This is a genomic window from Cobetia sp. 5-25-4-2, from assembly GCF_013374075.1.
Classification (GTDB): Bacteria; Pseudomonadota; Gammaproteobacteria; order Pseudomonadales; family Halomonadaceae; genus Cobetia; species Cobetia marina.
In genome coordinates this window covers 227610-246906 of the sequence record NZ_BLWK01000002.1, presented here as the reverse complement: position 1 = coordinate 246906, position 19297 = coordinate 227610, and the positions used below count along the sequence as shown (strand labels likewise).

Sequence of the window (19297 nt, the reverse complement as noted above, 5' to 3'; positions counted from 1 at the left end):
GTCTTTTTTTTAGCTATAGGATAATCATTTGCCATTAGTGCCTGTCGAGAATCAGGCGCTCATGTCAGTGACTCTTTCGGGTGCCTGCATCGCCAGTGGCACCAGCTCGGCCAGTTTCATGATGCCGGCTTCGATATGCGATTCCGGAATCGCCGAGAAGCCGAGGCGGAAGTAGTGGCGATGACGATCGCGATCGCAGAAGAAATGCAGATCGCCCACCTCGATCAGAATGCTCTGCTGGCGGGCGAGGGCGGCCAGTCGATGGGCGTCCAGGCTGGCCGGCCCGTGCATCCAGAAGCAGGAACCGCCATAGGTGGAGGGCGTGCTCATCATCGGCAGGTGACGCAGGATGGCGTCGCGCATCACCAGGAAGCGGCGCTGCATCACCTGATGCATCTGGTTGAGCAGGCTGTCGTGATAGCCCCGCGCGATGAAGAGTCCCACCGCGCGCTGATTGTTGGTCGGCGGATGTCGCAGCATCAGGCGGCGCAGTGCACGCGCCTCACGAATCAGCGTGGGGTGCGCGACCATGTAGCCCAGACGCAGGCCGGGGGCGAGGGTCTTGGAGAGGCTGCCGACATAGATGACCCGCTTGTGGCGGTCGAGACTCTTGAGCGCTGGCGTCGGGTTGTCGGCGTAGTTGCTCTCGCTCTCGTAGTCGTCCTCGATGATCAGGAAATTGCCCGTCTCGGCCATGTCCAGCAGCTGGCGGCGGCGCTCCAGCGGCAAGGTCACGCCGGTGGGCGACTGGTGACTGGGCGAGACGAACACCAGCCGGCAGTCCTTGAGCGATTCCACCGGCTGCAGGCCCTTGCCGTCGATGGGCAGCAGCTGGATGTCGTCCGTGAAGGTACGCGCGATGTTGTACATGTCGACGTAGCCCGGGTTTTCCATCGCGAAGCGCTGGCCCTGCTTGAGCAGCAGCATGCAGCTGATCCACAGCGCCTGCTGTGCCCCCACCGTGATCAGGATCTCCTCCGGGCTTGCCCAGACCCCCCGGCGTGGCAACAGCCGCTGGTGAATCTGCTCGACCAGCAACGGGTCATCATGATTGATGTGGTCCACCGACCAGCTGCGGATCGACGGCACGCTCATCGAGTCCCGGCTGCATTCCCGCCAGTGCTGGGTGGGGAAGAATTCCGGGTCCAGCTGGCCATACAGGAAGGGGTAGTCGTACTGGTGCCAGTCGCCGGGTTTCTCGATGGCACGTTGCACGGAGGGCTTGATGGCCAGGCGCTCATCCCAGTCGAGGCTGTCGGCGTCGATGTCATTGAGGCGTACCGGCGTGTCGGCGCGGCCCTTGAGAATGTCGGGGTTGATGAAATAGCCGCTGCGCTGGCGCGCGATCAGGAAGCCGTCATCCAGCAGCTGGTCATAGGCCAGCATCACGGTATTGCGCGCGACATTCAGCTCGCGGGCCAGCTTGCGGCTGGAGGGCAGTGCCTCATCGCGGGGCAGATGGCCCTCGAGAATGGCTTGCGAGATCTGCTCGCGTATCTGGAACTGCAGACTTTCCTTGCGCGAGGCATCGAGGTGAAACAGCGGGTGGCTCATGCATCTTCTCTGTTGTTGTCGCGGGGATCTTCGTGGAAGTCCCCGTTTTTCATGCATTTTTCATACCTGCCTGTCCCGTCATGTCCAGGGCGGGCGGTGAGCTTGATCGCCTCGTCATGCGTCGGGAATGCCCTCATTGAGGCAGACGGCGCGGGGCAGGGCAAGCGCCTGGCGAGACTGGCCCCATCGATGGGAGTGGACTGGTTCTATGGAGGTCTGGCGCAGGGGAAGAAAGTGAAGTGGCAAGAACAGTGACAGCACGACGCGACTTCCCACTCCCTCTCTTGAGGGCTGCAGATGAGTGTGTGATGGACCTCGTGAATGACAGACCGACACTGCTGGAGGTGGGAGGCAGAGAGGGCGTCATTGACGAGTGCCGGTGCAGTGCCACGCTCGCGGTCACACGCAGCCGTCAGGAGCCCGCAACAACAATAACGACGGGACAGACAAGATGATCGACTCGACACAGACCCAATCAGCAGACCTCCGCGACTTCTCTGGCGCCAGCGCGCTCAAGGCGTCATTGGCCGTCGCGGTGACGGCCGCGAGTCTGGCCATGGCCGGGGGCGCCAATGCCGCGACCTGGAAGATGGCCCTGGGGGACGCCGCCGGTGGCACCCAGTACGAGCTGGGCAAGACCTTCGCAAGCCTGGTGGAAGAGAAGTCCGGCGGTGACATCAAGGTTGACCTCTTCCCCAACGGCCAGCTGGGCAGCGAGCAGGACACCGTCAACAACGCCAGCATGGGCCTGGTGGATCTGTCAGTGGTGGCGATCAACAACCTGACGCCCTTCTCGCCGACCGTCGGCGTGCTGACCCTGCCGTATGTCATCCACGGCCCTGACGATGCCAAGGCGCTGACCCACGGCAAGATCGGCGATGAGCTGCGTGACAATACCCTGCGCGATTCCGGTATCCGCATTTTGGGCTGGGCCTATTCCGGCTGCCGTCGTCTGACCAATTCCAAGCAGGCCGTCGCCTCACCCGAGGACCTGGCCGGCATGGTCATCCGCGTGCCCAAGAACGAGATCATGATCTCCTCCTACCAGTCCTGGGGCGTCAATCCCAACCCGCTGGCGTGGTCCGAGACCTTCACCGCCCTGCAACAGGGTGTCGTCGATGGCCAGGACAATCCCTACATCACCATCGATGCCATGAAGTTCTATGAAGTGCAGAACCACGTCACCGACAGCTGTTACGTGTTCTCGATGGAACCGTTGATTATGGGCGAAGGCACCTTCCAGAGCTTGAGCGAAGAGCAGCAGACGCTGGTGCTGGCGGCGGGTGAAGAGGCGACGTCCCACAGCTACGACTACCTGCTGGCCACCGAGGATTCCATCAAGAAATCACTGGTGGAAGAGCACGGCATGACCATCACCCAGCCCGCCAATGACGAAAAGGAATGGATCGCCAAGGCGTCCAGCATCTGGCCGGACTTCTACGACAGCATCGGTGGGCGCGACAAGCTGGTGGAAGTGCTCGAGACACTCGGGCGTGATCCGTCCACCGCTCCCTGATGACGCGCTGAGCTGCTGAGGCTTTCAACGGCCCGTCCGTCATTCCCCTGTCTGTCGTCCTGCGAAGGGCGCCAGGCAGGGGGTGGCGAACGCCATCGATGTCAGGAGACGTATCTGCATGCGGATATTTCTGAAGTGTCTGGACAATCTCGAGAATTATCTCTGCCAGTTCCTGCTGGTGGTGTTCGTCATCATTCTCTTTGCGCAGATCATGCTGCGTAACCTTTTCAGCTACTCGATTCCCTGGGGAGACGAGCTGGCGACCTATGCCTTCGTGTGGTTTGCCTATCTCGGGGCGGTCTATGCCACCCGCATGTCGGCGCACAACCGCGTGACCTTCCAGTTCCGTTTTCTGCCGCGCTGGGTGGAAACCGCCTGTGGCGTACTCACCGATATCATCTGGATCGCCTTCAATGCGGTGTTCATCTATTACAGCTACGACTTCGTGTTCAACAAGATGAACCTGTTCTGGAAGTCGCAGACGATGGGCGTGCCGATGAAGTACTTCTATCTGATTCTGCCGCTGGCCTTTACCGCCATGACGGTGCGCATTCTCCAGACCAACTATCTCAAGTTCGTGCGCAAGGAAGACATCGTGGACCCGGATTCCCAGGCAATGCAGGAGCTGAAGCAGACAGGACCATCCGTCAATGATGACGACAAGCGCGGGAGCGGGACACCATGATCGATTCCACCATCATCTATATCCTGTTTGGCGTCTTCTTCCTGCTGCTGGTGCTTGGCGCACCGATCACCGTCTCGCTGGGGGTCGCGGCACTGGCGACCTACCTGAGCATCGGCGAGAACCCGATGGCCTTCGTGCAGATCGCCTTTACCTCGGTGGGCGCCTTCCCGCTGATGGCATTGCCGGCCTTCATTCTGGCCGGGGCGCTGATGGAGGCCGCCGGCATCTCGCGTCGTCTTGTCGATATCGCCGAGGCCTTTGCCGGCCCGGTGACCGGGGGACTTGCCGCTGCCACGGTGTTTGCCTGCATGTTCTTCGGTGCGATTTCCGGCTCCGGACCTGCCACCACGGCGGCGGTCGGCATGCTGATGATTCCGGCGATGGCCAAGCGCGGCTATGACCGGGGATATGCCTCGGCGGTCACGGCGTCTTCGGGTGGACTTGGCGTGGTGATTCCGCCCTCGATCCCGATGGTGATCTTCGGGATTTCCGGCATGGGGCTGCAGCCACCTCCCGAAGCGGTGGCGCTGCATGGCGATTTCCAGACACTCTCCATCCCGAAGCTGTTCATCGCGGGCGTCATGCCCGGCGTGGTGATCGCCGGCTTCCTGCTGATGATCAACTACGTGATCTCGAAGAAACGCGGCTATCGCGGGCTGACCAACAGCTGGTCGTGGACACATATCCGCGCCACCTTGAGGAAGGGGATCTGGTCGATGCTGGCGCCCTTCATCATCCTCGGCGGCATCTACAGCGGCCTGTTCACGCCGACCGAATCCGCCATCGTCGCCATCGTCTACACCCTGATCGTCGGCATCTTCCTGCACAAGGAACTCAAGTGGAAGCCGACGCTGCGCACTCTGGAAACCACCACCTGGATCACCGGTCGCGTGCTGCTGATCCTGTTCACGGCGACGGTGTTCGGGCGGCTGCTGGTCGAGCAACGCGTGCCGGCCCATATCGCCGAGGGCATGCTGGCGATGACCGACAACCTCTATCTCATCTGGGCGATGATCATCGTCTTCCTGCTGTTCGTCGGCATGTTCATGGAGACGCTGGCCGCGATCATGATTCTCACCCCGGTGCTGCTGCCGATCATGTACATGCTGGGGATGGACCCGGTGCACGTGGGCATCGTGGTGGTCTGTGCGCTGGCCATCGGCTTCCAGACGCCACCGCTGGGGGAGAACCTCTTCGTGGCCTCGGGGATAGGCGGGGCCTCCATCGAGGAGATTTCGCTCAAGGCATTGCCCTTTGCGGCAGGGTCGGTGGCGGCCATCTTCCTGATCGCCTATGTGCCTGAGATCTCGCTGTGGCTACCCAGGGTGATGGGTTACTGAAAGGCCATCGGCACCTGATGCCTCTCATCAACGGCAAGGAGAGTGGATATGCCGGCAGTCAGACGAATCCTGTGTTGTGTGGGCCTGCGCGGAGACTGTGAGCGGGTACTGGCGCGCTCGGTATGGTTGGCGGGCGCGACGGGCGCCGAGCTGCATGTGCTGCATGCGGTGAAGGCGCTGTCGGATGACGTGATGAACACCCTCAAGGTCAACATCCGTCACAAACCGACGCTGGAGGGCCTGATGCAGCAACGGCTCGATCAGGCGAGGGAGAACCTGGAAAAGATGATGGAGGACTTCTGGAGCACCCATGACGACGGCGATCCACGTCCGGTGATCGCCGGGTTGAATGTGGTGGAGGGCTATCCGGCCTCGGAGATCATCCGCTACGCCACGCGCCATGACTGCGACATGATCATCATGGCCACCAACAAGCGCGGCTTCGTGGCCTCCTACGCGGGCAAGGTCACCAAGGGGGTGATCAAGCGCGCCAGCATTCCGGTGGTGGTGGTACCGACGCCCTGAGCCCAGGGGGAGAGACGCCCCGAAAGAGACGCCTTGGAAACAGGCGGAGGCAGCAAGACGGCATATGAAACAGCTCGCCCCCACAGGACAGCAGACTGTCTGCGGGGGCGAGCTGTTTGGGTGTCATGCCAGTCGAGCGATGCCTTTCGGGCGATGCCAGTCGGGCGATGTCTTTCGGGCGATGCAGCGGGGAAGCCACGGGCTAGAGCGTGCCTTCCAGTTCAGTGGCGATCTGGCGCATCAGCGGTGCCCACTCCAGCAGCGAGTCGATGGAGTGGCGCAGGCGCGGCGCATGGATCGCCAGGGTGGCCTGGATCTGGCCGACCTCATCGAAGACCGGCACGGCAATCGCCACCATGCCCTGGATGAACTCCTCGTCGTCGGTGCTCAGCTGATTGCGCACCACGGTGTCGAGTGCCTCTTCCAGCGTAGCCCGCGAGGTCAGCGTGCAGGGTGTATGGGCCTCGAGCGCGAGACTCTGCAGCAGCGCGCGGCGACGGTGCAGCGGCATCAGTGCCAGAAACAGCTTGCCGCTCGCGGTGCAGTGCAAGGGCAGGTGCGAGCCGGGGGCCAGCTGGATACGCACCGGCCAGTTGGTTTCCACGCGGTCGTAGTACATCACCTCGTGGCCATCCAGCAGGGTCAGGTTGCAGGTCTCGCCGACCTTCCCGGCCAGCTTTTCCAGCAGCACGCGGCGTGGCGCCTTGAGACCCTCATTGGCCAGTGCGCCCAGCGACATGCGCCGGAAACGCTGGCCGGGCAACAGGTGACGGCCATCCAGATCCCGGCTGATCAGCTGCTGTTCTTCCAGCTGCTTGAGCAGACGGTGCACGGTGGGCTTGGGAATCTCGAAGCGCTTCTCGAGATCCGCGGCGCTGATGGGGTGCTGAGCGGTGACGACCTCTTCCAGCAGGCCCAGCGCGCGAAAGAGCGTCGAATTCGTGGGAGTGTCCTTGCTCATCTAGTGTCCTCATCCTGCCTGTCGGTGCATGTCGCGGAAGGTCTCAAGGGACATGTCGGCCGTCAGGTGCAGGTTGGCAGGGCGTCAGTGCATCGATTCATCACGTCACCCGGGAAGGGGGTGTCCGCAGCGGCAATGAGACGAAGACAGCCCCTCGCGGGGCTGTCGATGAGGCTAGTGTTACAGGTTTACCAGGAACAGGGAAAGAGACGGAATCAGACAGATGGCCAGCCAGCAGGCCATCAGGGCGATGAAGTAGGGAATCACGTACTTCACCAGTCTGACGTAGGAGATGCCGGTGATGCTGCTGGCGACATACAGATTGAGCCCGAAGGGGGGCGTGACGAAGCCGATGGCCGCACCGACCAGGAAGATGACCGAGAAGTGGATCGGGTCCACGCCGGCCTGCTGGGCGATGGGGGCGAGAATCGGCGCCAGGATGATGGTCACTGGCAGGCTTTCCAGAATCATGCCGGCCAGCAGGATGATCAGCATGCAGGTGCCCAGCGTCAGATAGTAGTTGTCGATACCGCTGAGCATGTCGCTGAGCGCCTGACCGGCTCCCAGTACCGACAGCAGCTGCTGCATGACCACCGAGATGGCGATCAGCGGTGCCAGCATGCCGGCGATCTGGCCTGAGCGCAGCATGATGGTCGGCAGCTTCTTCAGGCTGATTTCCCGTGTGATCAGCAGTCCCGCGATCATGGTGAAGCCCACGGTGATGGCGGCGGCTTCCGTCGGCGAGAACTTGCCCGAGTAGATGCCGTAGACCACCACGCCGATGGTCGCGAAGCCCAGATAGGCCTTGCGTGCCAGCCTCGCGCTGACGCCCGCCTTGAAGGGTTGCAGCTGACCCCAGCCATTTTGGCGGGCCACCAGATAGCAGGCGACCATCATCGCGATGACCATCAGGGCGCCCGGCACCATGCCGGCGATGAACAGGTCGCTGATCGACAGATTCATCATGAAGCCGTAGACGATGAAGATGATGCTGGGCGGAATGATGATGCCCACGGTCCCGCCGGAGGCGGCCGTGGCGGCCGCGAAGCGTTCGTCATAGCCATTCTTGACCATCTCGGGCTGCATGATCGAGCCGATGGTGGCGGTGGTGCCGGCGTTGGAGCCGGAAATCGCCGCGAACAGACCACAGGCGCCGAGGGTCGACATGCCCATGCCGCCGCGCATCCAGCTCAGGGTCGAGTAGGCGAAGTCGGAGAGTCGCTTGGCGATGCCCGCCGCGTTGATCAGGTCCCCCGTGAGGATGAACAGCGGCAGTGCCAGCAGGCCGAAGAAGCTCAGGCCCTGGAAGAGGGTGACCCCGACATTGGCCAGCGTGAAGTCGATCACCAGACTGGTGCCGACCACCCACAGGCCGATGACGAGGAAGATGGGCACCCCCAGCAGGAAGAAGGCCGTCACGCCCGCCGTGATCAGGGAGATCCAGATGCTGTCAGTCATGATGACCTCCTCAGTCCATGATGGACGGTTGCAGGTTGAAGGACTCGCCGCGGCGATAGCGCGCCCAGTCGGCGTAGAGATTCTGCAGCACGCGATAGATGATCATCACCCACGCCAGCGGCGTGGCGAGGTAGAACCACCACTGCATGACGTTGTCGGTGCCCGGCACGATGGCGTAGTTGTCATAGGCCAGCGTCACCTGGGTGGTGGTGAAGTAGATCACCATCAGCCCGAAGCCGATCCACAGCACGGCATCCAGAATCAGACAGGCGAACTGGCCACCGCGGGGCAGCTTCATGCGGATCTCGTTGAGGCTCAGGTGAGTGCGCTTCTTGACGTTGAGCGAGGCGCCGAACCAGGTCAGCCACAGGAACAGCAGCACCGGAATGCTGGTGCTCCAGGGGGCCTGCAGGCCGAAGAAGAAGCGCCGGATGACTTCGACGAAGATGATGCCGGCCATGCCGGAATAGGCGATCAGGATGACGACCTGTTCCAGATGGGCATCCAGCCACAGGAAGGGACGCGCCCAGGGCGCGGCCTTCTTGATGGCGGGGTGCTTGGTCGGTTGGCTGAAGATGGTGGTATCGCCCATTACCCCCTCCACCAGCGCTGCGGCTTGACGTTGACGGCGGCAGTGTCGCGGGAGATCTCACGCGCGACGGCATGGATTTCCTGATAGATGTCGAGACCGCCGGACCACTTGTTGAGGCGCTCACGCCATTGCTCCCACGGCTCGGGATTGAATTCCGGCGAGCACATCTGTTCGGCACGTGAGCGTTCGGCATCCGACAGCGGTGCCACGCGCACGTTGTTCTCGGCGAAGACGGTGCCGGGGGCGGGGTGCTCGGTGGCCCCGACGATCTCGAAGCGCCCGGCCTCGTTCATGCCCTGGGTGAAGATCTGTGCGCAGTAGGCGGACTCCATCACCTGGTCCTGCAGTTCTGCGCCGAGACTGTCGAACTTGGGCAGGCTCATGCCGGTGTGCTCTGTGCCGGCGAAGAAGCGCAGGTCGACGGCCTGGGAGACCACCGGGGCCATGCCGGCGTAGGCCACGGCGCTCATCCAGGTCTCGGCGCCATCCAGCAGGCCCTGACGCAGGCCATCGAGGGTCTCTTCCCAGGCGACCGGCACCGGATTCAGGCCCAGCTGCTCCATGGCGATCCGGCCCATCTGGGTGCCGGTGACGCGGTTCTTGGTGCCCTTGAGCTGGTCGATGCTGGTGACCAGCGGTTTGTCCTGCCACTTGAGGCCGAGCATGATGCCGCGCAGGTCACAGTGGGTGAACAAAAACTGCAGGTTGTGGCGCTGGCGCAGGGGTTCACGCAGCAGCTGCTCGCTCTTCCTGTGATAGAAGAAGTGGAACATCGAGGCGACGGTGGGGAACAGATAGGCGAAGTCGAGCACGTTCAGGTAGGGCGCGCTGCCCGAGGAATTCTGGGTGGAGGCCGAGTAGATGTCGACGATGCCCTGCTGGGTCTTGGCCACGCAGTCCAGCTGGTTGCAGACCTCGTTGCTGCCCATGAATTCGACGCGGATGGCGCCGTTGGTGCGTTCTTCCAGATCCCGCGCGAAGAACAGCTGGCCGGACTTCTGGATATCGAGATTGCGCTCGTTGAAGCCCGAGGCACCGAAGCGCAGCTGGAACTTGGGCGCTGTCTTGTAGCGTTTCTGCTGCTCCTGATCGGCGGCGCGCGCCAGCGTGGACGCGGTAAGACCTGCGCCGAGGCCGGTGGCGGCCAGCAGGGTCGAGGTCAGACCGAAGCGGCCCGAGATGTCGAGAAAGTCACGGCGTGACAACTTGCTGAGTGGCGTTGGCATGGTAGTGCTCCCGGTGTTGTGTTTGCTTTTGTGGTGGGATGCAGTCTGGGCTGAACGCAGTGGAATCTGGTGTTCCCTGGCGTCATGACACCTGATGGCGTCTTTTTCTTGTGGTGTCTTTTCACACGTGACGAAAGCGAGCGTGTGACTGGGCTCCGCTTCGGTTCCGCTTCGGCTTCGGGGGGGGCGTTTCACCTCCCTTACCGGCGCGAGACAAATCTCAATGTAGGGCAGTTCTTGTGCTTTGGCAAAATAAACGAGACGTTTTGTTTCGTATTTGACGAAACATGCTTTCGATACCATGATTACGAGACAATATGTCTCAATATGGTTGAGAAAATAATGAAAACAACACGTTACGCCAATGCAGACGCCAAAGCCTTCTATGACTACATCGTGATCGGGGCGGGTTCCGCCGGTTGCGTACTGGCCAATCGTCTCACCGAAGACCCTTCCATCAAGGTGCTGCTGCTCGAAGCGGGTGGCTCGGACTGGAATCCGTGGATCCATGTGCCGGTCGGGTATTTCAAGACCATGCACAACCCCGCCACCGACTGGTGCTACCTGACCGACCCGGATGCCGGCATCAATGGTCGTCGGCTGCAATGGCCGCGCGGCAAGGTGCTGGGGGGGTCCAGTTCGCTCAATGGCCTGCTGTACATTCGTGGCCAGCGCGAGGACTACGACGACTGGGCCGCCGAGGGCAATCAAGGTTGGGACTATCAGTCTGTCCTGCCATATTTCCGCAAGTCGGAGTGCCAGGCGCGGGGGGCCAACCAGTGGCATGGGGCGGATGGCCCACTGCATGTCTCGGATCTGCGCCTCAAGCGAGAGATCGCCGAGCGCTTCATCCAGGCAGCGGTGGAGGCGGGGATTCCGCTCAACCAGGACGTCAATGGCGAGCGTCAGGAGGGGGTGGGCTATTTTCAGCAGACCACGTATCGGGGCCTGCGCTGCAGCACGGCCAAGGCATTCCTGCGTCCGGCGCTCACGCGCAGCAATCTGACGCTGGTCAAGCATGCTCACTGCCGTCGGGTATTGCTGGAAGGCAAGCGCGCGGTCGGGGTCGAGTACGAGGTGAAGGGCAATGTCTGCTCGGCGCGGGCGGAGCGCGAAGTGGTGCTGTCCAGCGGCGCCATCGGCAGTCCGCAGATCCTGCAGTGCTCCGGCATCGGGGACCCTGAGCATCTGGCCAGTGTCGGGGTGGAATGCCTGCATGCGCTGCCGGGCGTCGGGGAAAACCTGCAGGACCACCTGCAGGTGCGGCTGGTGTTCAAGACCCAGTGCCGCACCCTCAATGATGAAGTGCGCAGCCCGATCAAGAAGCTGGCGGTCGGCACCCAGTACCTCTTCACACGCACCGGCCCGCTGACCCTGGCGGCCAGCCAGGTGTGTGCCTTTACCCAGTCACGCGAGGGGCTGACACGCCCGGATATCCAGTTCCACATGCAGCCGCTGAGTGCCGACAAGCCCGCCGATGGCGTGCATCCGTTCTCGGCGTTCACCTCGTCCGTATGCCAGTTGCGCCCGCACAGCCGCGGCCATGTGCGCATCACCAGCGCGGATGCCAGCGTCTATCCCTCCATCCAGCCCAACTACCTCAGTGCCGAGGAAGATCGCCGCGTGGTGGTGGACGCCATCAAGGTGGCGCGGCGTATCGCCCGGGCGGCACCGCTGGCCGCCGTGATCAGCGAAGAGTACGTGCCCGGCGTGCAGTACGAGAGTGACGAGGAGTTGCTGGAGGCCGCGCGCCAGTTCAGCCAGACCATCTATCACCCGGCGGGGACCTGCAAGATGGGCCACGATGCGCTGGCGGTGGTGGATGACGCGCTGCGAGTGCATGGCCTGCACGGATTGCGGGTGGTCGATGCCTCGATCATGCCGGTGATCGTCTCGGGCAACACCAATGCCCCGACCATCATGATCGCCGAGAAGGCCGCTGACATGATCAAGGCGGCTCAGCGCGAGATGGCGCAGGCGAGCTAGCAGGCACCGGCATCTGTCATCTTCCAGGGCAGGGCTCAGGCCCTGCCATCCTGCTTGCCTTTTCATGGGATATTCGCGTGGCCAATCACGACAGCTCATCACTTCACGACACATCGACACCGCCTACCCGTCTATTGCGGAATCTGGAAGGGCGCGTGCGCATCATCATGCCGGGCCTTCTGATCTGCATCCTCATCGCGCTGGCGACCACCTTCATCGCCGATCACTACGGCGGCCCGACGCTGCTGTATGCCTTGCTGTTCGGCATGTCGCTGCACTTTCTCTCCGAGGACGGACCCTGCAGGGCGGGGATCGAGTTCGCCTCCAAGACGGTACTGCGCCTCGGCGTGGCGCTATTGGGCGTGCGCATCACGCTGGAGCAGGTCGCAAGTCTCGGTGTTGGCCCGGTGATCACGGTGGTGCTCGGGGTGGTGGCGACCATCGTGTTCGGCGCGCTGCTGGCGCGCGTGATGGGGCTGTTGACCGGTGGCTCGGTGGCCATCTGCGGAGCCTCGGCGGCGCTGGCGCTGTCGGCGGTGATGCCGCGCAACGCCACCAGTGAGCGTCACACCATCATGACCGTGGTCGGGGTGACGACCCTCTCGACCGTGGCGATGATCACCTATCCGCTGATCGTCAGACTGCTGGGGCTTGAGGATACCGAGGCCGGCATCTTCCTCGGCGGCACCATCCACGACGTGGCCCAGGTGGTGGGGGCGGGCTACATCATTTCCGAGCACACCGGCGATGTCTCCACCTTCGTCAAGCTGCTGCGCGTGGCGATGCTGGTACCGGCGGTGATGGTCTTCATGCTGCTGTTTCGCAGTGCACGCCAGGCCAATGGCGATGAGGGGGGCAAGGTGCCGATGTTCCCCACCTTCCTGATCGCCTTCGTGGCTCTGGTGCTGATCAACAGCCTCGGCTGGGTGCCGAGCGTCGCCGTGGAAGGCTTCACCGACCTCTCACGCTGGTGTCTGGTGGCGGCGATTGCCGCGCTGGGCGTCAAGACGTCGTTCCAGAAGCTGGCGGTGGTGGGCTGGAAGCCGGTGATCCTGATGGTGGTGGAAACCCTCTTCCTGCTGGTGCTGGTGACGCTGTGCATCAAGTTCGGGCTGGCCAGCGTGTGACCTGACGGTATGGAGCGCACGGGGGATGAACGACACGGGCCCTGCCATGACTGGCAGGGCCCGTGTCGCTGATGAGGGAGGGTCCCGAGGGGGCAGATGTCAGCCCGTGAGCGGCTGATACAGCCAGGCAATCAGGGCGATAAGATGCCTCAATTGCTTATCGGCCCACGAGTCGTATGATCTGCGCTATCGGTACGTGTCTGACGCTGAGCCGTCAGCGCAGCGCGCCGCATCCCCATTCTTCTGGAGTCCGATCATGTCTGAATCCCTCGTGCTGGCCTGTCCGCAATGTCTTGCCCTCAATCGTGTGGCCACCGCGCGTCTGGATGACAATCCCGTCTGCGGCAAGTGCAGCGCCGCCGTGCTGCCCCAGGAGCCGCTGGAACTGACCAGCGCCAACTTCGAGGCACTGGTCACGCGTAGCGAGATGCCGGTGGTGATCGACTTCTGGGCCAGCTGGTGCGGTCCGTGCAAGATGATGGGGCCGATCTTCAATGAGGTCGCGGCGCAGATGGGTACCCGCGTGCGTTTCGCCAAGATCGACACCGAAGCCCAGCAGACGCTGGCTGGTCGTTTCGGCATCCGCAGCATTCCGACGTTGCTGGTGATGAAGCAGGGCAAGGAGCTCGCGCGCGAATCCGGCGTGATGCAGGCCGGTCAGCTCAAGCAGTGGCTGGCACCGCACGCGGTGTGATGGCAATCTCTCCGCCGCGCTGAAGGCGGGGGCAGGAAGTGGACGGACAACGCCTGACGCGACTATGCGCCAGGCGTTGTCGTATCAGGCCTTGTCGTATCGGGCCTTGTCGTATCAGGCCATTTCGTGTCAGTCGGCGTAAACCATCTTGCGGGTCATGCCGCCATCGACGACATGATTCTGACCGGTGATGAAGCCGGCCTTTTCCGAGATGAGGAAGGCCACCAGCGCGGCGATGTCATCGACATGGCCGACGCGTCCGACGGGATGCTGGGCGTGGTCTTCGTCACTCAGCGACTCCGCCTCACCGTCCTTCTGCAGGTGGCTTGCATCGATCCAGCCTGGACTGACCGCATTGACGCGAATCTCCGGCCCCAGGCTCATCGCCATGGCGTGGGTGAGGGCGACGATTCCGCCCTTGCTGGCGGCGTAGGCCTCGGTATCCGGCTCGGATTGCAGGGCGCGGCTGGAGGCCAGATTGACGATGCTGCCGCCGGTCTCGCGCAGATGGCGCGCGGCGTGCTTGGCGGTCAGGAAGCTGCTGGTCAGGCTGGTATCCAGTACCTGATGCCAGCGTTCAAGGGACAGTCCCTCGAGCTTGCCCTGGAAGGGGTCGGCTATCGCGGCGTTGTTGATCACGGCGTCCAGGCGCCCGAAGGCCTGGCAGGTGGTCACGATGCTGGCGGCGACGGCGTCTTCATTGCGCACATCCACGGCCTCGACGCGCAGGCTGTCCGGCTCGCCGTGGGTCGCGGCGTGACTCGCCAGATACTGCTCGCCCGCCCGGGCGTCGATATCCACCACCGCGACTCGCCAGCCATGGGCGAGCAGGTAGTCACTGATGCCGCGTCCGATTCCCTGGGCACCGCCGGTGATATAGGCCACTTTGCGTGTCATCATCGTGAAGTCTCTTGCGTTCTGGGTGGGGAATGTCCCTCATGGTCTCTCGTCCTGCCGGGTCTGCCACGTCGTTTCCGACGTGGCGCCGGCCTTCGACATGGCGACCCTGACCTGTGTCCTGATCGAGAGGATGACAAGCGGGGCATGCGAAAGCATGACGTGACGAGACATTGCCATCATGCCAGCTACTGGTCGAGTGCCCCGTGGCAGACGCGACGACCTGATGAGACTGGCTGATTCTGTTGGTCTGTCCGCCTTGGCGACTTATCGCTTCGTCTAACAGCTGTCACACTTGGCACTGAAGTATTCGGAACTTCGCATTTACCCCCTCGCGAGTGGTGATCCGTCGTCTGGCCGTGTCAGGGGACGGGAACCCCTGCGCGACAGGATTGCCTGAAAGACGCCATCCCCGAATTTTCAGGAGCGCTGCCCATCACGGGAAATGGGCAGCGACATGAGGAACGAACATGAAGGATCACAGGCAACGCGGACTGATGGTGGGCGTGGCGATGCTGCTGGCGCTGGCGAGCGGCTGTGACGAGCTGGGTGCGCCGCGCCCTGCCAGTGTCACCACGCTGCTCGAGCACTCGGAGGCCTGGCAGGGCGAGCAGGTGGCCGTGCAGGGCAGGATACGCAGTGAGCAGGTGCCGGAGCGCTATTGGCTGGAAGGCGCCGGGCAGCAGCGTATCGAGCTGCATCCCCCCGAACGCATCGGTGCCTATCTCGGGCGCGAGGTCCAGATCAGCGGTCGTTTCGAATTCAAGGTGGGTGGGCAACGGCTGATCGAGATTTCCAACGTCACGCCCCTGGACAAGCCGACTCCCAAGCAGTGAGTGCTCACGGACCCCCGGCGAGAGCGGGTGTCTTGGAGCATCAGCGCATGAAGCCCCGTCAGAGCAGACTCTGGCGGGGCTTCATGCTTCATGGCTCATGGCTCATGGTTCATGGCTCATGGCCCATGACGCTTCTCTGGTGTCGCCAGAGGCACTCGAACCGCTCAGGCCTTCTTCACGAACATGGACTTGAGCTTCATCGGGCCGACGCCATCCACCTTGCAGTCGATGTCGTGGTCCCCTTCGATCAGGCGGATGTTCTTGACCTTGGTCCCGACCTTGACCACGGAGGAGGTGCCCTTGATCTTCAGGTCCTTGATCACGGTGACGGTGTCGCCATCCACCAGCTCGTTGCCGTTGGCATCACGATAGACCGGCCCGGTGTCCTCGACGACGGCCTCCTTGGACCACTCGTGGGCACACTCCGGGCAGACGAACTGCATGCCGTCGTCGTAGGTGAATTCGGAATTGCAGGCCGGGCAGTTGGGGAGGGCGCTCATCTCGGTGTCCTGAAGTCTGTCCCGCTTGTGTCGTGCGCCTGCGGGGGCGCGGCGCTCAAGGCAAGGACATGCGATGGAAAGGCGCGCATCGGGCTCAAGCGGTGCGCGGAAGCCGGCAAGCCTACACCGATTGCGGGCAGATGGCCCGCTGCTGCGGCGCTTGGTCGCAATTCCGGCGGCAACCTTCCCCGCTCGCCATCAGCCGTTCGCCATCAGGGCCTGGCCGACGCGTGAGCCATTGGGGCGCCCGAGCTTGCGGCTGATCCAGTCGCCGGTCGCGGCCAGGCGTGCCAGATCCACGCCAGTGTCGATGCCCATTCCCTGCAGCAGATAGACCACATCCTCGGTGGCGACATTGCCCGAGGCCCCCTTGGCATAGGGGCAGCCCCCCAGCCCGGCCACTGAGCTGTCGATCACCGCGATGCCTTCTTCCATTACCGCGTAGAGGTTGGCAAGCGCTTGCCCATAGGTGTCGTGGAAGTGGGCGGCGAGGCGTTCGACCGGCACCTCGCGGCTGACGCGCTCCAGCATCTGCTTGGCCTTGAGCGGGGTGCCGGTGCCGATGGTGTCCCCCAGCGAGACTTCATGACAGCCCATGTCACGCAGCTCACGCGCGACCGCCGCGACCTGCTCAGGGGCGATCTCGCCCTCATAGGGGCAGCCCAGCACGCAGGACACGTAGCCGCGCACACGCACGCCGGCTGCCGCTGCACGCGCCATCACGGGGGCGAAGCGCTGGAGAGATTCCGCGATCGAGCAGTTGATGTTGCGCTGCGAGAAGGACTCGCTGGCCGCACCGAACACCGCCACCTCACGCACGCCACACTCAAGCGCCGCCTCCAGCCCCTTGAGATTGGGAGTGAGGGCGGAGTAAGTGGTCACTCCACGGGTGTCATGCTCGGCCAGTGCCAGCATGATCTCGCGATGGTCCGCCATCTGGGGTACCCAGCGGGGGGAGACGAAACTGGCGGCTTCGACATGGCGCAGGCCCGAGTCGGCAAGGCGCCGGATCAGTTCCAGCTTGGTCGTCGTATCGACATGGGCGGGCTCGTTCTGCAGGCCATCACGCGCGCCGACCTCGACGATGCGTACGCTGTCAGGAATGTGCATGCTCACTCACTCCTTGGCGTCGTCAGCCGTGAATTCCAGCAGCACGTCACCCTGGGTGACGCTGTCGCCGGCACGGAAGTGGAACTGCGCGACCTGACCATCGGCGGGCGCGTTCATGGTGTGCTCCATCTTCATGGCCTCCATCACCATCAAGGGCGTGCCGGCCGTTACCGCGACGCCAGCCTCGACCAGCTGGGCGACCACGGTGCCATTCATCGGGGCGTTGAGGGTCGCCTGGGTCTCATGCTGCGCGTGGTCGACGGCGTCCGCGCGGCGCCACAGCAGGCGTGACTCGGACGGGAGTGCGTCGCTGCTCTGCGCGCAGGTCAGCACCAGCAGCTCGCCGCCACGCGCCGGGGCGTGACTGGCCTGATAGCGACGACGGTGCCCGTCCAGCGTCACGGCGATGGCATTGCCGGCAAGACGCGACAGGTGGCCTTCAAGGCTTGTCGTCTGGCGCTTCCCGTGAGAGTGGGTGCTCACTTCCAGCTGCCAGCCCGAGGCAGGCACAGGGGCGTCGTTCACGCTCGCGGGCCCGCCCGAGGCACGCGGGCGGCGGGCGATGACCTGGGCCACCTTGTCGCTGTGTTCCTCGCATTCGGCGTCCCCGGGCAGGCAGAACGCCAACGTCACCTGGTGGGGCGTGCCATTGCGCCAGCCATCACGGCGCTGCCAGGGGCTGACAGGCTGGGTCGGCGCGGACGAGCCAGACGCGTCATCGCTGTCACTGAGGCGTGCCAGGGCCAGCAGGGCACTCGTCGCCAGCGTGCCGGGGTCCAGCTCAGGCGTCGGAAACAGACTGGCGTGGTGACGCTCGATGAAGCGGGTATCCAGATGGGCGGCGCGGAAATCCGGATGCGCCGCCAGTCGCGTCAGGAAGGCACGGTTGGTGGTGACACCACGGATCTCGAGCGCCGCCAGGGCACGCAGCAACGCATCGAGTGCCTGTTCACGGCTCGGGCCGAAGGTGATCAGCTTGGCCAGCATCGGGTCGTAATGCATCGAGACGTCATCGCCCTCGGCGACGCCGCTGTCCAGACGCACCTTGAGGGCCGTCGAGCCGGAGGCCTGTTGCCCGCTCTCGACCTCGGCACCGGCAAGTCCGGCGCCGATGAGATCCAGTCGGAAGCGTTCCAGCAGACCGGTGGCAGGCAGGAAGTCGTTGTCGGGGTCCTCGGCATAGAGCCGCGCCTCGAAGCTGTGACCCTTGAGCTCAAGCTCATCCTGCTGGCGGGGCAGTGGCTCGCCACGCGCGATGCGCAGTTGCCATTCGACCAGGTCCTCGCCGGTGATCATCTCGGTAACGGGATGCTCGACCTGCAGACGAGTATTCATCTCCATGAAGTAGAAGGCGCCATGGCTTTCGCTGCCGGGCTGCGGGGCATCGAGCAGGAATTCGATGGTACCGGCGCCGACGTAGCCGATTTCCCGTGCGGCGCGTACCGCGGCCTCGCCCATCTCGCGGCGCAGTGCCGGTGTCAGGCCGGGCGCCGGGGCTTCTTCCAGCACCTTCTGGTGACGACGCTGGACACTGCAATCGCGCTCGAACAGATAGACGCCACTGCCATGACTGTCGCAGAACACCTGCACCTCGACATGGCGCGGCTGGGTCAGGTATTTCTCGATCAGCATGCGCTCGTCGCCGAAGGCCGCGCGGGATTCGCGTCGGCAGCTGTCCAGCGCTGCCTGGAATTCCCGTGCCTGCTCGACCACGCGCATGCCCTTGCCGCCACCGCCGGCGCAGGCCTTGATCAAGACCGGGTAGCCCATGCGGTCGGCTTCGGACTGCAGTAGCGCGTCACTCTGGTCATCGCCGTGATAGCCGGGCACCAACGGCACGCTGGCGGCCTGCATGCGCGCCTTGGCGGCCGACTTGTCGCCCATGGCCGCGATGGCACTTTCCGGCGGGCCGACGAAGATCAGTCCGGCCTCGGCCAGGGCGCGCACGAAGCCGGCATTCTCGGACAGGAAACCATAGCCCGGGTGCACGGCATCGGCGCCACATTGGCGGGCTGCCGCGATGACCTTGTCGACATCCAGATAGCTCTCCCTGGCGCTGGCAGGGCCGAGGCGCACGGCTTCGTCGGCTTCCCGCACGTGCAGGGCATTGGCATCGGCATCGGAGTAGACCGCAACGGTCTGGATGCCCATGGCGCGAGCGGTGCGCATCACGCGGACCGCTATCTCACCTCGGTTGGCGATCAGCAGCTTGCGGATCTCACCGCAACCGGTGGGCAGTCGCTGTTCAGTATCGCGATTGACGTTCATGGCAAGATCCCGTGGCGAAGTG

General features: G+C 63.6%; 17 protein-coding genes. 8 read left to right on the top strand and 9 right to left on the bottom strand.

Annotated features, from left to right (window positions below):
• Positions 1-51: 51 nt before the first annotated feature.
• Entirely contained in the window at positions 52-1554 is a 1503-nt protein-coding gene (locus tag HXS65_RS05935; RefSeq protein ID WP_176493445.1) for a PLP-dependent aminotransferase family protein, read from the bottom strand.
• A 451-nt stretch (positions 1555-2005) separates the two neighbouring features.
• On the opposite strand from HXS65_RS05935, the gene HXS65_RS05930 reads away from it, so the two are divergent.
• From HXS65_RS05930 to HXS65_RS05915, 4 genes are all read left to right on the top strand, one after another.
• Positions 2006-3070 carry a TRAP transporter substrate-binding protein gene (locus HXS65_RS05930; RefSeq protein ID WP_255303130.1) on the top strand — a complete coding sequence of 355 codons (1065 nt, stop codon included), beginning with the start codon at positions 2006-2008 and terminating at the stop codon, positions 3068-3070.
• Between the two features lie 118 nt (positions 3071-3188).
• Positions 3189-3755: a TRAP transporter small permease gene (locus HXS65_RS05925; RefSeq protein WP_077374890.1), complete on the top strand. Its 567-nt coding sequence runs from the start codon at positions 3189-3191 to the stop codon at positions 3753-3755.
• Positions 3752-5095, top strand: coding sequence for a TRAP transporter large permease (locus tag HXS65_RS05920; protein WP_205632734.1), 1344 nt, complete (start codon positions 3752-3754; stop codon positions 5093-5095). The genes HXS65_RS05925 and HXS65_RS05920 overlap by 4 nt, the downstream gene beginning before the upstream one ends.
• A gap of 48 nt (positions 5096-5143) precedes the next feature.
• Positions 5144-5620, top strand: a complete 477-nt coding sequence (locus tag HXS65_RS05915; protein WP_136938739.1) for a universal stress protein — start codon at positions 5144-5146, stop codon at positions 5618-5620.
• A gap of 202 nt (positions 5621-5822) precedes the next feature.
• Here the strand turns inward: HXS65_RS05915 and HXS65_RS05910 are convergent, their stop codons facing one another.
• The 4 genes from HXS65_RS05910 to HXS65_RS05895 form a co-directional block, all read right to left on the bottom strand.
• The gene (locus tag HXS65_RS05910) at positions 5823-6581 is read right to left on the bottom strand and encodes an IclR family transcriptional regulator (RefSeq protein WP_136938738.1); all 759 of its coding nucleotides are present in this window, start codon (positions 6579-6581) and stop codon (positions 5823-5825) included.
• Positions 6582-6761: 180 nt separating this feature from the next.
• Positions 6762-8039, bottom strand: a complete 1278-nt coding sequence (locus HXS65_RS05905; protein WP_077374881.1) for a TRAP transporter large permease — start codon at positions 8037-8039, stop codon at positions 6762-6764.
• Between the two features lie 10 nt (positions 8040-8049).
• Positions 8050-8631 (bottom strand): TRAP transporter small permease, encoded by a 582-nt coding sequence (locus HXS65_RS05900; RefSeq protein WP_077374878.1) that lies wholly within the window; start codon positions 8629-8631, stop codon positions 8050-8052.
• The gene (locus tag HXS65_RS05895; RefSeq protein ID WP_170877391.1) at positions 8631-9857 is read right to left on the bottom strand and encodes a TRAP transporter substrate-binding protein; all 1227 of its coding nucleotides are present in this window, start codon (positions 9855-9857) and stop codon (positions 8631-8633) included. The genes HXS65_RS05900 and HXS65_RS05895 overlap by 1 nt, the downstream gene beginning before the upstream one ends.
• A gap of 342 nt (positions 9858-10199) precedes the next feature.
• Between HXS65_RS05895 and HXS65_RS05890 the strand changes: the two genes are divergently transcribed.
• The 3 genes from HXS65_RS05890 (at position 10200) to trxC (ending at position 13664) form a co-directional block, all read left to right on the top strand.
• Positions 10200-11843, top strand: a complete 1644-nt coding sequence (locus tag HXS65_RS05890; RefSeq protein ID WP_176493444.1) for a GMC family oxidoreductase — start codon at positions 10200-10202, stop codon at positions 11841-11843.
• 155 nt (positions 11844-11998) lie between these two features.
• Complete coding sequence (locus tag HXS65_RS05885) at positions 11999-12970, top strand: YeiH family protein (RefSeq protein ID WP_255304433.1); 972 nt, start codon at positions 11999-12001, stop codon at positions 12968-12970.
• Between the two features lie 256 nt (positions 12971-13226).
• Positions 13227-13664 carry a thioredoxin TrxC gene (gene trxC / locus HXS65_RS05880; RefSeq protein WP_136938735.1) on the top strand — a complete coding sequence of 146 codons (438 nt, stop codon included), beginning with the start codon at positions 13227-13229 and terminating at the stop codon, positions 13662-13664.
• Positions 13665-13793: 129 nt separating this feature from the next.
• On the opposite strand, the gene HXS65_RS05875 is transcribed toward trxC, so the two are convergent.
• Positions 13794-14564, bottom strand: a complete 771-nt coding sequence (locus tag HXS65_RS05875; RefSeq protein ID WP_176493443.1) for an SDR family oxidoreductase — start codon at positions 14562-14564, stop codon at positions 13794-13796.
• Positions 14565-15031: 467 nt separating this feature from the next.
• Here HXS65_RS05875 and HXS65_RS05870 point away from each other — a divergent pair, with 467 nt between their 5' ends.
• Positions 15032-15397: a hypothetical protein gene (locus tag HXS65_RS05870; protein WP_077374866.1), complete on the top strand. Its 366-nt coding sequence runs from the start codon at positions 15032-15034 to the stop codon at positions 15395-15397.
• Between the two features lie 164 nt (positions 15398-15561).
• Here HXS65_RS05870 and HXS65_RS05865 read toward each other — a convergent pair whose 3' ends face one another.
• The 3 genes from HXS65_RS05865 to HXS65_RS05855 all read right to left on the bottom strand — a co-directional run bounded on the left by HXS65_RS05865 (position 15562) and on the right by HXS65_RS05855 (position 19275).
• Positions 15562-15897, bottom strand: a complete 336-nt coding sequence (locus HXS65_RS05865) for a zinc ribbon domain-containing protein YjdM (protein ID WP_077374863.1) — start codon at positions 15895-15897, stop codon at positions 15562-15564.
• 198 nt (positions 15898-16095) lie between these two features.
• Positions 16096-17007 carry a hydroxymethylglutaryl-CoA lyase gene (locus HXS65_RS05860; RefSeq protein ID WP_176493442.1) on the bottom strand — a complete coding sequence of 304 codons (912 nt, stop codon included), beginning with the start codon at positions 17005-17007 and terminating at the stop codon, positions 16096-16098.
• A gap of 6 nt (positions 17008-17013) precedes the next feature.
• On the bottom strand, positions 17014-19275 hold the full coding sequence (locus tag HXS65_RS05855; protein WP_176493441.1) for a biotin carboxylase N-terminal domain-containing protein: 2262 nt from the start codon (positions 19273-19275) through the stop codon (positions 17014-17016).
• Between the last annotated feature and the right edge of the window lie 22 nt (positions 19276-19297).

Bases quoted from the DNA above. Each gene is read 5' to 3' on its own strand.
- HXS65_RS05855 (WP_176493441.1), bottom strand. From the start codon at position 19,275: ATGAACGTCAATCGCGATACTGAACAGCGACTGCCCACCGGTTGCGGT.
- HXS65_RS05920 (WP_205632734.1), top strand. From the start codon at position 3,752: ATGATCGATTCCACCATCATCTATATCCTGTTTGGCGTCTTCTTCCTG.
- HXS65_RS05910 (WP_136938738.1), bottom strand. From the start codon at position 6,581: ATGAGCAAGGACACTCCCACGAATTCGACGCTCTTTCGCGCGCTGGGC.
- HXS65_RS05935 (WP_176493445.1), bottom strand. From the start codon at position 1,554: ATGAGCCACCCGCTGTTTCACCTCGATGCCTCGCGCAAGGAAAGTCTG.
- HXS65_RS05865 (WP_077374863.1), bottom strand. From the start codon at position 15,897: ATGAGCGCCCTCCCCAACTGCCCGGCCTGCAATTCCGAATTCACCTAC.
- HXS65_RS05915 (WP_136938739.1), top strand. From the start codon at position 5,144: ATGCCGGCAGTCAGACGAATCCTGTGTTGTGTGGGCCTGCGCGGAGAC.
- HXS65_RS05875 (WP_176493443.1), bottom strand. From the start codon at position 14,564: ATGATGACACGCAAAGTGGCCTATATCACCGGCGGTGCCCAGGGAATC.
- HXS65_RS05905 (WP_077374881.1), bottom strand. From the start codon at position 8,039: ATGACTGACAGCATCTGGATCTCCCTGATCACGGCGGGCGTGACGGCC.
- HXS65_RS05870 (WP_077374866.1), top strand. From the start codon at position 15,032: ATGAAGGATCACAGGCAACGCGGACTGATGGTGGGCGTGGCGATGCTG.
- trxC (WP_136938735.1), top strand. From the start codon at position 13,227: ATGTCTGAATCCCTCGTGCTGGCCTGTCCGCAATGTCTTGCCCTCAAT.
- HXS65_RS05925 (WP_077374890.1), top strand. From the start codon at position 3,189: ATGCGGATATTTCTGAAGTGTCTGGACAATCTCGAGAATTATCTCTGC.
- HXS65_RS05930 (WP_255303130.1), top strand. From the start codon at position 2,006: ATGATCGACTCGACACAGACCCAATCAGCAGACCTCCGCGACTTCTCT.
- HXS65_RS05860 (WP_176493442.1), bottom strand. From the start codon at position 17,007: ATGCACATTCCTGACAGCGTACGCATCGTCGAGGTCGGCGCGCGTGAT.
- HXS65_RS05900 (WP_077374878.1), bottom strand. From the start codon at position 8,631: ATGGGCGATACCACCATCTTCAGCCAACCGACCAAGCACCCCGCCATC.
- HXS65_RS05895 (WP_170877391.1), bottom strand. From the start codon at position 9,857: ATGCCAACGCCACTCAGCAAGTTGTCACGCCGTGACTTTCTCGACATC.
- HXS65_RS05890 (WP_176493444.1), top strand. From the start codon at position 10,200: ATGAAAACAACACGTTACGCCAATGCAGACGCCAAAGCCTTCTATGAC.